Source organism: Acidaminococcus hominis, from assembly GCF_900291475.1.
Taxonomy (GTDB): domain Bacteria; phylum Bacillota; class Negativicutes; order Acidaminococcales; family Acidaminococcaceae; genus Acidaminococcus; species Acidaminococcus hominis.
Genome location: NZ_OLMM01000002.1, coordinates 201,292 through 215,856 on the forward strand (window position 1 = coordinate 201,292; position 14,565 = coordinate 215,856).

A 14,565-nucleotide genomic window follows, 5' to 3' on the forward strand; every position below is an offset into this window, starting at 1 on the left:
GCCGTTTTACTGCCTAACTGCTTCTTATAAAGCCTTTGCCAAGAGAGCCTTGATGGCCTCTACGTAATTTCCTTCCAGGGAGATATCCGTCATTTCGCCCGTAGCACGCAGCTTGGCTTCCAGTGCATTTCTCTTTAAGGTCTTGGGACCTACTACAATACGCAGGGGAATCCCAATCAGGTCGGCATCCTTGAATTTTACCCCAGCCCGTTCGTCCCGGTCATCAATCAGGGTTTCAATGCCGGCAGCATTCAGGGCAGCATACACTTCTTCGGCCTTGCCGTTGGATTCCGCATCTTGGGTATTCACCGGCAGCACAATTACCTGATAAGGAGCAATGGCTTTGGGCATAATGATGCCGTCCTTGTCGTGGTGCTGTTCGATAACAGCAGCCAGGGTCCGGCCTACGCCGATACCGTAGCAACCCATGTACATGGGTTGTTCCTTGCCGTCCGCATCCAGATAGGTGGCGTGCAGGGCGGCGCTGTATTTGGTGTTCAGCTTGAAGACCTGGCCCACTTCAATGCCCCGGGCTTCCAGCAAGTGGCCGCCGCAGTGGGGGCATTTATCCCCTGCTACCGCGGTGCTGATATCCGTTACCAGGGTATACACAAAATCCCGGCTGGGTTCTGCGTTTACATAGTGGAGGTCCTTCTGGTTGGCGCCGCAGCAGATGTTGTGCATATTCATCACCGTTTGGTCGATGATGATGGTGCATTTATTGGTATCCAGGCCAATGGGGCCCATATAGCCAGGCACAGTGCCGGCTGCCCGAATCATATCATCGGGAGCCATTTCCACTTCCGGTACGCCGACCGCATTGGCCACCTTGGTTTCGTTGACAGTTTTGTCACCCCGGACAAAGCACAGGATCAGCTTGCCCTGTTCAGAGGTAAAGGCCACTGCCTTGACGCTTTTAAGAATGGGCGCCTTTAAGAATTCGCACACAGCTTCAATGGTGTTGCAGCCAGGGGTTTCCCGGGTTTCCAGGGGCAGCGCTTCTTCTGCAGGAGCTTCCAGGGCAGCACATTCTGCCTTTTCCACGTCCGCAGCATAATCGCAGGTATCGCAGTACACAATGCCGGCTTCACCACTTTCTGCCAGGCCCATAAATTCGTGGGTGGCATTGCCGCCGATGGCACCGCTGTCTGCTTCCACCGGCCGGTATTCCAGCCCGCAGCGGGTAAAGATGGCGCTGTAGGCATCGTACATTTTCTGATAAGCCACATCCAGCCCAGCCGGATCGGCATCAAAGGAATAGGCATCTTTCATGATAAATTCCCGGCTGCGCATCAGGCCAAAACGGGGTCTCTTTTCATCCCGGAATTTGCTTTGGATCTGGTACAGGTTCACCGGCAGCTGGCGGTAGGAACGCAGGTCGTCCCGCACCAGCGTAGTAATCAGTTCTTCGTGGGTAGGTCCCAGGCAGAATTGACGGCCATGACGGTCTTTGATCCGGAACATTTCTTCGCCGTAGACGGACCAGCGGCCGCTTTCTTCCCAGATTTCAGCAGGCTGCAGAATGGGCATCATAATTTCCTGGGCACCCTTTCCGTCCATTTCCTCCCGGATAATGGTTTCAATCTTTTTGATGCTTCTCCAGGCCAGGGGCAGGTAGGTATACAAACCGCCGGCAGCCTTGCGCAGATAACCGGCCCGGAGCATCAATTTGTGGCTCTCGATAACCGCCTCCGCAGGAACCTCTCTTAAAGTGGGTGCATACAATTGGGAAACGCGCATTCTATTTACTTCCTTTCTGCCAATATTTTTTGGATTTCCAGCATTAATTGGTCGACCAGTTGGTCTTCCGGAACTTTACGAATAATTTCTCCCTTGCGGAAGATCAGTCCCTCATTCTTGCCTCCGGCAATGCCCACGTCAGCTTCCCGGGCTTCTCCCGGGCCGTTGACCACGCAGCCCATAACGGCTACGGAAATGGGTTCCTTGATGTCCCGGAGTTTTGCTTCCACCTGGGAGGCCATGTTGTCCAGGCACACACTGGTCCGCCCGCAGGTGGGACAGGAAATCAGGGTGGGACCGTACTCCCGAAGGCCCAGGGACTTTAGGATTTCAAAACCGGCGTCAATTTCCGGCAGCGGGTCCCCGGTAAGGGATACCCTGATGGTATCCCCAATGCCTTCGGCCAAGAGGGTGCCAATCCCCACTGCGGACTTGATGAGCCCGGTGTGGAGGGTGCCTGCCTCAGTAATTCCCACATGCAGGGGATAATCGCACTCCTGCGCCATCAGCCGATAGGCTTCCAGGGTCAGGGGCACATCGTGGGCTTTCAGGGAAATCACAATATCCCGGAAGTCCATTTCCTCCAAAATCCGGATATGCCGCCAGGCCGCTTCCACCAACCCTTGGGCAGTAGGATGACCGTATTTGGCCAGCAGGTCCTTGGGCAGGGAGCCTGCATTCACCCCAATCCGAATGGGTACCCGGTGCTCCTTGGCGGCCTTCACCACCGCTTCTACCCGGTCCCGGCCCCCAATATTTCCCGGGTTGAGCCGCAGGGCGTCCACCCCGGAATTGATGGCCTCCAGGGCCAGTCTGTAATCAAAATGGATATCTGCCACCAGGGGAATATGGATTTTTGCCTTGATGGTCTTTAATGCCTTGGCCGCTTCCAGAGTGGGAACGGCACAGCGGATAATTTCACAGCCTGCCGCCGTCAGCTGGTAAATCTGCTTTACAGTGGCTTCTATATCTTCGGTTTTCGTGTTGGTCATGGACTGGACAGCCACCGGGTAACTGCCGCCGATAGAAACGCTGCCAATCTGCACCACACGGGCATTTCTGCGTTTTAGCACAGTACGACCTCCTTTAGTGAATCAAATCGTGGAGCGTTGCGTAAATGGTCAAAAACAGGATGCAGCCTACACCAATCATCTGAATAATACCCTTGGCCCGGGGTGCCAGCGGCTTGCCCCGCAGGCCTTCCACCACAAGGACCAGGAATTGTCCTCCGTCCAGGGCAGGAATGGGCAGCAGGTTTAAAACCGCCAGATTGATGCTGAGAAACGCCATAAAGCCCAAATAAGGAATGGCGCCCTGGGCAGCTACGTCCCCAGCCATTTGGGCTACCCCAATAGGTCCGGAAAGCTCTGCCGATACCTTGCGGGTGACCATCAGCTTGATGCCCTGCAGCATTCCCACGGTAATCCGGCTCACTGCCTTCACCGCCGTAGAAGCACTTTGTACAAGGCCCAGGTCCTTATGGTTCAGTTTGGGGGTAATACCAATCAGATACCGGTTGGTTTCGCTTTCGTATTGGGGCTTCAGGGTCAGGTTCTGTACCTTGCCGCCCCGTTCCACCACCAGCTTGCTGGGCACCGGCCCGCTGGCCTGCACCTGCTCACTGATTTCCTTCCACTGGGTAAGCTTGACGCCATTAATGGACACAATGCGGTCCCCAGGCACGACGCCGGCCTGCTCAGCAGGATACCCGGCCATGGTGGAGCCCACAATGGGCTGGTCCACGGGAATATCAATGCCGGAGAGGGCATACATGCCAAAGAAAATCACCACTGGCAGCAGAAAATTCATAAAGGGTCCTGCCAAGATGGTAATCATCCGGGCCCACAGGGGACGGCTGCCAAAGCCCCGGGGCAAGTCTTCCTCCCCAGGCTCCATACCGGCAATCCGGTTATAGCCCCCGAAAGGAATGATCCGCAGAGAATACAGGGTCTCCCCCACCTGACGCTGGTAAAGCAGCGGGCCAAAGCCCACGGAAAACTCCGTCACCAGCATGCCCGTGGCCTTGGCTGCCAAAAAGTGGCCCAGTTCATGCACGGTAATTAGTACACCAAACAGCACAATGGCTGCCAAAACTGTCAGCAAGGGATTCCCTCCCGGCCTTTCCGGGCCACCCAGGCTTCGGCGGTTTCCCGGGCTTTCCGGTCCGCTTCCACAATGGTTTCATAGGACTGAACCGACTGCTGGGGAGTCTTTTCCAGCACCTGTTCAATCAGGTCGGCGATTTCCAGGAAGGAAATCTGCCCCTTCAGGAAAGCAGCTACTGCCACCTCGTTGGCAGCGTTAAAGGCGCAGGGCAGGATGCCCCCGGCCTTCCCTGCCGAAATGGCAAGAGGCAGAGCCCGAAACACCGTCGTATCCGGCGCTTCAAAGGTCAGGTTCCCGGCCTTCACCAGGTCAAGCTGGTCAAAGGCCACGGGCCACCGGTCCGGATAACTCAGAGCATATTGGATGGGCAGCTTCATGTCCGCTGCTCCCAGTTGGGCAATCACAGCCCCGTCGCAGTATTCCACCAGAGAATGGACAATGCTTTGGGGATGGATGACCGGCACAATTTTGTCGTAAGCCGTATCAAACAGCCAATGGGCTTCAATCACTTCCAGGCCCTTGTTGGCCAGGGTGGAGGAATCAATGGTCACCTTGGTGCCCATACTCCAGGTAGGATGGTTCAGACACTGGCTGACCGTGACCTGTTCCAGTTCTTTCCGGCTTTTCCCCCGGAAGGGTCCGCCGGAAGCCGTCAGGAGAATCCGTTTGATATCCTTATGCTGGTTCCCCTGAAGGGATTGGAAAATGGCGCTGTGCTCACTGTCCACCGGGGTAAGCCCTACCCCCTGCTGCTTTACCGCAGCCATTACCAGGCTGCCAGCCGCCACCAGGGTTTCCTTGTTGGCCAGGGCAATGTTCTTGCCGGCAGCGATGGCGGCAAGGGTCGGTTTCAGCCCTGCGTAGCCCACCATGGCCCCCAGCACCGTATCGGCACCGCTGTAGGTAGCCACGGCCATGAGCCCCTCCTGACCTGAGAGGATTTCCGTTTTGCCCACGTCCAGCTTGGCCAGCTGAGCCGCCGCTTCCGGATCCGTCAGGCAGGCCAGGGCCGGCTGGAACAGGCGAATCTGTTCGGCCGTTAAAATCACGTTACTATGGGCAGCCAGAGCCACTACTTTCAGGCGCTCAGGATTGGCTGCCACTACCTCCAGGGTCTGGGTTCCAATAGAACCCGTGGACCCTAAAATTGCAATATTCTTCATAGGCGACTCCTTTTACCCTAGCAGCAGCTGGGTAATAAAATAGTAGGCCAAGGGAACGGAGAAAATCAGGCTGTCGCACCGGTCCAGCACGCCCCCGTGTCCGGGAAAGAAGTTCCCAGAATCCTTGATGCCGCAGGAGCGTTTCAAGATGGATTCCACCAGGTCTCCCAAAGGAGCGAAAATCCCGATGCCGACGCCCAGTACCAGCATGGGCAGCAGCCCATACCCCAGCCACAGGCAGCCCATGAGCAGCACCGTAGCCACGCAGCCGATAAAGCCGCACAGGGCCCCTTCCCGGGTCTTCTTGGGACTGATTTTGGGAGCCAATTTTGTCTTGCCCCAAAGCCGTCCTCCAAAATAGGCAAAGGTATCGCTGGCCCAGGTGGCAAACATCACCACCCACAAAAGGGCTTCTCCCAGGCTCATGGCGCCCCACACAGGAATGGTATGCACCGGTCCTGTAATTTCCCTCAGCAGGATAAAATGGGCAAAAGGAAGGCCCAAATAGACCAGGGACATGCAGGTAAGTCCTACCTTCTCCGGCCAATGGCCTTCCTCATAGAAATAAAGACCTTCCAGCATTACCAAAAGGGAAAACAGGGTCACCAGGGGCAGCAGCAATGCTTTAATTCCCAGGCCGGCCGCCAGTATCAGGAGAGCCGTACCCAGGCAGCCCGTCAGGGCATAGACCTTAAAGCCAGCCGCCTGGAGCATCCGGGCAAATTCCCGCCAGCCCACCAGGCCCAGCAGCAGCACCCCGGCCGCAAAAAACAAACCACCCATTTTAATCAAAAACAAAGCAATGGGAATGGCCACAATCGCAGTTCGTATTCTTTGTCCCATGTTCGCCTCTTATGCCTTGGTTAAGCCGCCAAATCGGCGGTCCCTTTTTTGAAAGCTGCCCACTGCCTCTACCAGCATCTCCTCGGAAAAATCCGGCCAATAGGCAGGAGTCGTCCAAAGTTCAGCATAGGCAATCTGCCACAGCATAAAATTGCTGACCCGCAGATCTCCCCCCGTCCGGATTAAAAGGTCCGGAGCAGGCAGGCCATGGGTGTTCAAATAGTCTTCAACCGTTTTTTCATTTATATCATCCGGCTGGAGGGTACCGTCTTTTACCAGTGCGGCAATTTCCCGCACAGCGCTGACGATTTCCCGCTGCCCGCCGTAATTGATTGCAATATTCAAGATGATGCCCGTATTGTTCTTGGTCACTTCCAGGGCATGATCCATTTTTTCCAGCACCACCGGCGGCAAGCCTTCACGGCTTCCCATAAAACGAATCCGCACGTTGTAGCGATGGAACTCCTCCAGTTCAATGGTCAGATACCGGCTGAGCAGCTCCATAATGAAGCGAACCTCCGTAACCGGCCGTTTCCAATTTTCCGTGGAAAAGGCATACACACTTAAAATCTCAATGCCCAGCTTATCGGCAAATTTTACAATTTTGCGCAGGGTCTTGGCCCCTGCCGCATGGCCGAAGGTACGGGGCTGGCCTTGGGCTTTGGCCCATCTGCCATTGCCATCCATGATGATGGCTACATGCCGGGGGATTCTTTTTCCGTCCAGCTTGGACAGGTCTACAGACCCGTAGTCGGGCAGTTCCGGCAGAGTATTCGTTTTTCCGAAGAATTTTTTCAGCATACCGTTTCCCCCTATAAAAAAATTTGCGCAGCCTGCATAACGCGGGCTGCGCAATCCGCTATCAGCTTATTCAGCAGAAATAGCGCCTACCGGGCAAGCGCCGGTGCAAGCATCGCAGTCGATGCAGCTAGCTTCATCAACTTTATACTTGCCGTTGTCTTCAGAAATTGCACCAACGGGGCAAGTTCCTGCGCAGGAACCGCAACCGATGCAATCGTCTTGGTTAATCTTGTGTGCCATCTTGAGTACACCTCCCTTCAAATTTGCAACCAACAATTAATTGTAATGTATGGTCAGACAGTATGCACTGCTTCAACACATAAGCGTGATCATCCTGCCAGACTTGCGAAGCACGGTGAAAATAGGGCTCTGCCCGCACCACCTGTACCTGCCAGCCCTGCTGCTCCAAAACCTCCAGAGCATACGGGAGAGGACGGGCCAGAAGATCCGGGACTTCCTTGGAGAGTTCCATCACACCGACATAACTTCTTTCTCTTTTTTGGCCAAAATATCATCAATTTTCTTGATGTACTTGTCCGTAAGTTTTTGGGAAGTTTCCGTTGCGTCCTTGGCGTCATCTTCGGTAATGGTTTTGGCCTTTACCTGTTTCTTGATGGCGTCATTGAAGTCGCGGCGGATGTTGCGGATTTCAACCCGGCTGGCTTCCCCTTTTTTATTGACTACCTTCACCAGATCCTTCCGGCGTTCTTCCGTCAGAATGGGCAGGTTCAGGCGAATTACAGTACCATCGTTGCTGGGGTTCAGACCCAAATCAGAGGTCATAATGGCCTTTTCAATATCTTTCAGCAGGCCTCTGTCCCAGGGTTTGATTTCAATCATTCTGGGTTCGGGCACGGAAACGTTGGCTACCTGGTTCACAGGGGTTGCCGTTCCATAATAATCCACCCTTACCTGATCCAGCAAAGAAGGAGTAGCACGGCCAGTACGAATAGCGGCCAGCTCAGTCAGCAGAGCTTGAATGGCTCTGTCCATTTTTCCTTCGGTCTCTTTTTGCAGTTCCTCAATCGTTGCCATCAAAATCCTCCTACCAGGGTTCCGATTTCTTCGCCGGCAGCTGCTTTCAGGATATTGCCTTCCTTGTCGATGTTGAACACAACGATGGGAATGTGGTTATCCATGCACAGGCTGATAGCGGTAGAATCCATGACACCCAAATTTTTCTGAATCACTTCAATGTATTCCAGATGGTCAAATTTTTTGGCATTGGGATTTTTGGCAGGATCGCTGTCATAGACACCATCCACACCCTTCTTGGCCATCAAAATGGCGTCTGCTTCGATTTCAGCAGCCCGCAGGGCAGCTGTAGTATCGGTGGAGAAATAAGGGTTCCCGGTGCCTGCCGCAAAAATGACGACCCGGTTCTTTTCCAAATGACGAACGGCTTTGCGCCGGATGTACGGTTCTGCAATGGCTCTCATTTCAATGGCCGTCTGCACCCGGGTAGCAACCCCGCGGTTTTCCAGAGCATCCTGGAGTGCCAGGGAATTGATGACCGTAGCCAGCATGCCCATATAGTCGGCCGTTGCCCGATCCATGCCTTCAGAAGCGCCGGAGAGACCTCTCCAGATGTTGCCGCCGCCGTTAACGACTGCCACATCCAATCCGCTTTCCCGTACAGCCTGAATCTGTGCTGCAATGTTGTCAACCGTAACAGGATCAATCCCGTAGCCTTTAGGGCCTGCCAGGGCTTCACCACTGAGTTTCAAAATTACGCGCTTGAACTTTCTATTTGCCGACACTGAACGTTACCTCCTACAGAACTCCGTTGTCTATTTGCTATTATATTTGAATTTGCCGCTTCATGCAAGCTTAATAAATAAGAGAACACCATTAAGTGTTCTCTTATAGGTCGTTATTTTACGAAGCTCATTACTTCAGAAGCGAAATCTTCCTGTTTCTTTTCAATGCCTTCGCCCAATTGATAACGAACGAATCTCTTGGCTTTGGCATTGTGTTCCTTCAGCAGGCCGGCAATGGATTTATCCGGATCCTTGATGAATTCCTGGTCAACCAGGCAAACTTCCTTGTAGTACTTCTGAATGCGGCCCAGAACCATTTTTTCAATGATTTTTTCAGGCTTGCCTTCGTTTTTAGCTTGTTCGGACAGAACTTCCTTTTCGTGATCCAGTTCAGCTTCAGGAACTTGGGTACGATCCAGGTAAGCAGGGTTGGCTGCAGCAATGTGCATAGCCACGTCCTTGGCAACTTCAGCGTCGCCGCCTTCCAGTTCAACCAGAACGCCGATTTTGCCGCCGCCATGGATGTAATGGCCAACGGTGTCATTGCCATATTCGTAAACGGTGAAACGACGGATGTCGATTTTTTCGCCGATTTTGGCAATGGCTTCGGTGATTACGTCGCTGACTTTCTTGTCAGTGCCCAGGAAGGTTTGGTTTGCCAGTTCAGCCACATCAGCCGGTTTGTTGGCAGCGATGTGTTTGGCCACGGACAGAACCAGGTTTTTATAGTCATCGGTGTTGGCCACGAAGTCAGTTTCGCAGTTGACTTCCAGCAGGACAGCGATTTTGTTAGCTTCGTCAACGTAAGCGTCAACAATGCCTTCAGCAGCTACGCGGCTGGCTTTCTTGGCAGCCTTGGACAGACCTTTTTCTCTCAGGTAGTCGATTGCCTTGTCCATATCACCATCGGTAGCGGTCAGGGCTTTTTTGCAGTCCATCATGCCGGCACCGGTACGTTCACGCAGTTCTTTTACTAAGCTTGCGGTAATTGCCATCAGTATTCCTCCTGTATAATGGATGTATTTATCTTAGTTTTCTTGAGCAGCTTCTTCAGCAGCGTTTTCTTCTTCAGCAGCAACGGCTTCTTCATCCACAGCGCTGGCTTTGCCTTCCAGAACGGCATCAGCCATTTTGCTGGTCAGCAGGCGTACGGCACGGATAGCGTCGTCGTTGGCAGGCATCAGGTAGTCAACTTCATCCGGATCGCAGTTGGTGTCAACGGTAGCTACGATAGGAATGTGCAGTTTACGGGCTTCCAGAATAGCGTTATGTTCTTTGCGGGGATCGATAACGAACAGAGCGCTGGGGAGCTTCTTCATGTTCTTGATACCGCCCAGGTATTTTTCCAATTTTTCCATTTCATGGCGCAGAACGATAACTTCTTTCTTCGGCAGAACGTCGAAGGTGCCTTCTTCTTCCATTTTTTCCAGATCATGCAGCCGTTTGATACGGGTTTGGATGGTCTTGAAGTTGGTCAGCATGCCGCCCAGCCATCTTTCGTTTACATAGAATTGGCCAGCACGTTCAGCTTCTTCTTTGATAGCGCCTTGGGCTTGTTTCTTGGTACCTACGAACAGAACGGTACCGCCATTGGCAGCCAGTTCACGCAGGAAGTTGTAGCATTCTTCTACCTTCTTAACGGTCTTTTGCAGGTCGATGATGTAGATGCCGTTTCTTTCGGTGAAGATGTAGGGAGCCATCTTAGGGTTCCAACGTCTGGTCTGATGACCAAAATGCACACCTGCTTCTAAAAGTTGTTTCATGGATACAATTGCCATTTTTCTTTCCTCCTGTTTTTCCTCCGCAGCTCATTTTTCGCTTAACCCCTTCCGAGGACAGCCGCGTTCTGACGCTGCGTGTGTGTTTAATGGGGCTGTGAATTCACAACCGCTCTAGATTATACCATAAGTGTTCCAAAAGTTGCAAGAGTGTTTTCGGCCTTCATTAGGCCTGCACTGCCTGCAAAATTTCCTGCTTCAGGGTTTCCGCCTTGTCCAGCCAGTCCTCGCCGGCTTCGCCCCCGCCCTGGGCAGATTGGGCCTTGCCCCCGCCCCGGCCTCCAAACAGCTGGTTGGCCATTTGGCAATAAGCCTTGCAGTCCCCGGAGCCACCCGGGCTCACGGCAAACTGGTACATCACCCGGGCGCCGTCCTTTACCAAAATGCAGCACAGGACATTTTCCAGGGAGGACAACTTCTTCAGGGCATTCTTCCCGTCGGCACTGGAGCCTTCCAGGGTCATAAACAGCAGCCTGGTGCCAGCCCCAAATACCGGTGCCTTTGCAAGCAGGGCCGGCAGCTGCAGCTCCAGCAGCTCCTGGTTTTTGCTGCGCAGGGCCCCCTTCAGGTCAACAATTTCCTGATGCAGCTTTTGCACCGCCGGCAGCACTTCCTCCGTCTTCACCGACAGAAAATTGCTGGTTTCTTCCAGAATGCAATTTCTCTGGTGCATAGCCGCAAGTGCCCGCTTGCCGCAGAGGAATTCGATCCGGGAGCCCCCCTTATGCTTGGCAAAGCGGATAATCTTGATAACGCCTACCATTCCCGTATAGGGCGGATGGGTGCCGCAGCAGGTGCAGATATCCCCGTTTTTGATGTCCACCAGCCGGATGGTGCCCCGGAGCTTTTCGTTCTTTTTCCGCAGGGGGTATTGATCCAGTTCCGTATGCTGCAAATAATGGACCGTTATAGGATCATTTTCCCAAATGCCCTGGTTGGCAAAAAGTTCCGCCTTGGCGGCCTTTTCCTCGTCAATTTCCTGGTCCAGGTCGATGAAAACACTTTCTTCGTTCATATGGAAGCCCACATTGTTGGCCCCGCAGGTTTTCCAAAAAGCATAGGACAGCATATGCTCGCCGCAATGCTGCTGCATCCGGTCAAGCCGCAGGTCCCAGTTGAGAACCACATGGACCTTCTGTCCAGCTTCCAGCGGGCTGTGGGTATAATGCCGCACTTCCCCAGCTGCATCAGAGGCGTAGTAAACCGGAACACCCTTAATCGTGCCCTGATCGGACAGCTGACCGCCGCCTTCGGGGAAAATCACCGTTTTGTCCAGGACCACTTCGTAATGGTCGTCCTTGGGTTCACAGGAGATGACCACCGCATCACATGCTTTTAACAGGGAATCCGTTTCATACAGTTTCTCGGTCATAGAACCTCACCTCTAATTTTTCTCCTGTCTCCAGAGTTACTGGCAGGCCCAGCTCCTCCTGAAAATACCGGAGATTGGACCGGTGCTGGCCCCTGACCATGGATTCCAGCCCTTTGGGACAGGTAATAACCATATTATAGTTTCCTGGGGGCAGAGATGCAATCTGCCGGAGAATTTTCAGACGAATGGAGTAGGACTTCACCAGTTCCCCAAAGGCCGGGTGGAAGGGCCCTGCCAGAATATGCCCGGGAGCGCACAGTTCCCTGTCCGGCTGAAGGCCCAAGCGGATTACCTGAATGCCGGCCCCAGTAAAGGCGTCGTAAAGCAGGGTGCTCTCCTCCACTGCGTCCTCCAGACTCTGGGGCTGATAGCTGCCCTGCCGGTACGCCGCAGCCAGAGGCGTGCCCTGGATTACCAGCACCGGATAAATCCGTACCAGTTCCGGGTGAATCGCCAGCACCTGGTCCCGGGTCTGGAGCAGACTTTCCCGGTCCTGCCCCGGCAGCCCCGTCATCAGCTGAAGCCCCAGGGTAAAGCCCGCTGCCTGGATAAGCCGGGAGGCTTCCCATACGTCCCTGGCGCTGTGCCCCCGTTCCGTTAGGGCCAGCACCCGGTCGTCCAGGGACTGGGCCCCCAATTCCACCACTGTGACCCCATGGGTTTTTAGCAAAGCCAGTTCCTGGTTATCAATAGCGTCCGGCCGGGTGGAAAGCCTGAGGCTGCCAAAAAGACCCTGGGCCCGATATGTTTCGGCCAGCTCCAAAAGGGCCTGCTGCAGCTTCAGGTCAAGGGCCGTAAAGGAACCCCCGTAAAAGGCCAGCTGGTTTTCCAGGCTGGGCCGCACCCAGGTACTGAGCTCCGCCAGCTGCCGTTGGGCCCCCCCCAGGCCGCTTTCCGTTTCCCCGCTGATGGTCCTCTGGTTGCAAAACACACATTGGTGGGGACAGCCCAGGTGGGGAATGAATACGGGCAGTATCATGTTAACGCCTTCTTCCTAAAAGAAAAGGTGCTCCAACCGAAATTGGAACACCTTCAGCCTATTTTTTTAATGCTTCGTGGGCAGCCCGCTGCTCGGCTTCCTTTTTGGTCCGGCCGCGGCCCCGTCCCCGCTCTACCTGGTTCACCAGCACCCGCATGACAAACGTGCGGTTATGGCTGGGACCATCGGCGGAAACCTGTTCGTACACAATATCCACCGGTCCATGTTCCTGAACCACTTCCTGGAACCGGGTCTTGTAGTCCCGGTCAATTCCGTTGGCCGTCAGTTCGGGAATCCGCTGGATCAGCAGACGGTTTAACAGCTCTGTGGCCTGGGCAAAACCCTGGTCCAGATAATAGGCACCCAGTACTGATTCAAAGGCGTCTGCCAGAATGGAAGGATTTTCCTCCCCATCCAGGTTCAGTTCCCCTTTGCCCAGCAGCAGGTGCTTACCCAGCTGCATTTCCGTAGCCAGCTGTGCCAGAGTTTCCTCACAGACCAGAAAGGCCCGGAATTTGGAAAGCTCCCCTTCATCCAGCTGGGGATAGTGGCGGTACAGATGGGTGCTGACCACCAGACTGAGAACGGAATCCCCCAGGAATTCCAGACGCTGGTTATGCTCTGGCCGGGGTTTTACCTTGGCCTCATACGCATAGGAGGTATGGGTCAAAGCCGTATTGAGTAAGCCCAGGTCCTGCATGGTCATACCCAAACCCTGACAGAACTCCTCAAGCTCCTTACGCCGTTTTTCTTCCATCACAGGAACCCTTAGTCCTGGTATTTGCGGAAGCAGATGCAGGCATTGTGACCGCCAAAACCAAAGTTGTTGGACAGTACCACATTGACTTCTGCTTTACGGGCCGTATTGGGCACGTAGTCCAGATCCAGGCCTTCTTCCGTATCCACATCTTCATAGTTGATGGTGGGAGGAAGAATGCCGTTTTCAATGGTCAGTACAGAAGCCACAGCTTCCACACCGCCGGCAGCACCCAGCAGGTGACCGGTCATGGATTTGTTGGAGCTCATGGGAACGTCTTTGGCCCGGTCGCCGAAGATTTTCTTGCAGCACAGGGTTTCGTTCAGGTCGTTCCGATGGGTGGAAGTACCGTGGGCGTTGACGTAGTCCACATCATCCGGAGTGAGGCCCGCATCTTTGATGGCAGCCAGCATGCATTCAGCAGGCATTTCGCCGCTGGGATCCGGAGCGGTAATATGGTAAGCATCGCAGTTGTAGCCATAGCCCACCAGTTCGGCGTAGATATGGGCACCGCGCTTCTTGGCATGTTCCAGTTCTTCCAGAACAATAATGCCGGCGCCTTCACCCATAACGAAACCGTCTCTCTTCTTGTCGAAGGGGCAGGAGGCTTTTTCCGGATGTTCATTGTTCCGGGACAGCGCTTTCATATTGTCGAAACCAGCCACGGCAATGGGAGAAATAGCAGCTTCCGTACCGCCGGCCAGCATAATGTCGGCATCGCCGTATTGGATAATGCGCAGGGCATCACCAATGCAGTTGGAACCCGTAGCACAGGCCGTTACAATGGCCGTGTTGGGGCCCTTGACACCCAGGTCAATGGCAATCTGGGCAGCCGGCATATTGGGGATTTCCATAGGAATAAAGAACGGGCTGATCTTGCTGGGGCCCTTGGTTACATATTTGTTGGCTGCATCCAGGAAAGTATGGATACCGCCAATACCCGTGCCAACGCAGACACCTACCCGGACAGCGTCTTCCTTGCTCAGGTCCAGGTCAGCATCCTTTACAGCCATTTTGCCGCAGGCAACAGCGAACTGGGTAACCCGGTCCATTCTCTTGCCTTCCTTGCGGTCGCCGTATTCGGAGAAATCAAAGCCCTTAACTTCCCCGGCAATTTTGCAGGAAAAGTCAGTGGTATCAAATTGCGTGATCAGGCCGATCCCGGATTTGCCTGCAATCAGGTTATTCCAGAATTCATCCTTACCAATACCAATGGGAGTAATGGCGCTAACACCGGTCACAACCACTCTACGTTTCAAAAGGATC

15 protein-coding genes are annotated in these 14,565 nt (G+C 54.1%); all 15 read right to left on the reverse strand.

Translation table 11 applies throughout. The features are described from left to right. Window positions 1-24: 24 nt before the first annotated feature. The gene (locus C7E10_RS02010; RefSeq protein ID WP_105325710.1) at window positions 25-1,740 is read right to left on the reverse strand and encodes a proline--tRNA ligase; all 1,716 of its coding nucleotides are present in this window, start codon (window positions 1,738-1,740) and stop codon (window positions 25-27) included. A gap of 5 nt (window positions 1,741-1,745) precedes the next feature. Next, window positions 1,746-2,813, reverse strand: coding sequence for a flavodoxin-dependent (E)-4-hydroxy-3-methylbut-2-enyl-diphosphate synthase (ispG, locus tag C7E10_RS02015; RefSeq protein ID WP_105325711.1), 1,068 nt, complete (start codon window positions 2,811-2,813; stop codon window positions 1,746-1,748). A gap of 13 nt (window positions 2,814-2,826) precedes the next feature. After that, on the reverse strand, window positions 2,827-3,843 hold the full coding sequence (rseP, locus tag C7E10_RS02020; protein WP_105325712.1) for an RIP metalloprotease RseP: 1,017 nt from the start codon (window positions 3,841-3,843) through the stop codon (window positions 2,827-2,829). Then, entirely contained in the window at window positions 3,837-5,009 is a 1,173-nt protein-coding gene (locus C7E10_RS02025; protein WP_105325713.1) for a 1-deoxy-D-xylulose-5-phosphate reductoisomerase, read from the reverse strand. Before C7E10_RS02025 ends, rseP begins: the two co-directional genes overlap by 7 nt. 12 nt (window positions 5,010-5,021) lie before the next feature. Then, window positions 5,022-5,852 carry a phosphatidate cytidylyltransferase gene (locus tag C7E10_RS02030; RefSeq protein WP_105325714.1) on the reverse strand — a complete coding sequence of 277 codons (831 nt, stop codon included), beginning with the start codon at window positions 5,850-5,852 and terminating at the stop codon, window positions 5,022-5,024. A gap of 9 nt (window positions 5,853-5,861) precedes the next feature. Continuing rightward, window positions 5,862-6,653, reverse strand: coding sequence for an undecaprenyl pyrophosphate synthase (locus C7E10_RS02035; protein ID WP_105325715.1), 792 nt, complete (start codon window positions 6,651-6,653; stop codon window positions 5,862-5,864). Between the two features lie 66 nt (window positions 6,654-6,719). Beyond that, window positions 6,720-6,893, reverse strand: a complete 174-nt coding sequence (locus C7E10_RS02040; protein WP_105325716.1) for a 4Fe-4S ferredoxin — start codon at window positions 6,891-6,893, stop codon at window positions 6,720-6,722. Window positions 6,894-7,124: 231 nt separating this feature from the next. After that, on the reverse strand, window positions 7,125-7,688 hold the full coding sequence (gene frr / locus C7E10_RS02050) for a ribosome recycling factor (RefSeq protein WP_105325718.1): 564 nt from the start codon (window positions 7,686-7,688) through the stop codon (window positions 7,125-7,127). After that, window positions 7,688-8,413, reverse strand: a complete 726-nt coding sequence (gene pyrH, locus C7E10_RS02055; RefSeq protein ID WP_105325719.1) for a UMP kinase — start codon at window positions 8,411-8,413, stop codon at window positions 7,688-7,690. The genes frr and pyrH overlap by 1 nt, the downstream gene beginning before the upstream one ends. 113 nt (window positions 8,414-8,526) lie before the next feature. Beyond that, window positions 8,527-9,408 (reverse strand): translation elongation factor Ts, encoded by an 882-nt coding sequence (gene tsf, locus C7E10_RS02060; RefSeq protein ID WP_105325720.1) that lies wholly within the window; start codon window positions 9,406-9,408, stop codon window positions 8,527-8,529. A gap of 33 nt (window positions 9,409-9,441) precedes the next feature. Further along, complete coding sequence (rpsB, locus tag C7E10_RS02065) at window positions 9,442-10,191, reverse strand: 30S ribosomal protein S2 (RefSeq protein WP_105325721.1); 750 nt, start codon at window positions 10,189-10,191, stop codon at window positions 9,442-9,444. Window positions 10,192-10,357: 166 nt separating this feature from the next. After that, window positions 10,358-11,563, reverse strand: coding sequence for an alanyl-tRNA editing protein (locus C7E10_RS02070; RefSeq protein ID WP_105325722.1), 1,206 nt, complete (start codon window positions 11,561-11,563; stop codon window positions 10,358-10,360). Further along, window positions 11,544-12,542: an elongator complex protein 3 gene (locus tag C7E10_RS02075; protein WP_105325723.1), complete on the reverse strand. Its 999-nt coding sequence runs from the start codon at window positions 12,540-12,542 to the stop codon at window positions 11,544-11,546. Before C7E10_RS02075 ends, C7E10_RS02070 begins: the two co-directional genes overlap by 20 nt. Window positions 12,543-12,600: 58 nt before the next feature. Further along, window positions 12,601-13,299 carry a ribonuclease III gene (gene rnc, locus C7E10_RS02080; RefSeq protein WP_105325724.1) on the reverse strand — a complete coding sequence of 233 codons (699 nt, stop codon included), beginning with the start codon at window positions 13,297-13,299 and terminating at the stop codon, window positions 12,601-12,603. 11 nt (window positions 13,300-13,310) lie between these two features. Beyond that, a complete protein-coding gene (fabF, locus tag C7E10_RS02085) occupies window positions 13,311-14,558 on the reverse strand; it encodes a beta-ketoacyl-ACP synthase II (RefSeq protein WP_105325725.1) in 1,248 nt (415 codons plus the stop codon). Window positions 14,559-14,565: the final 7 nt, after the last annotated feature.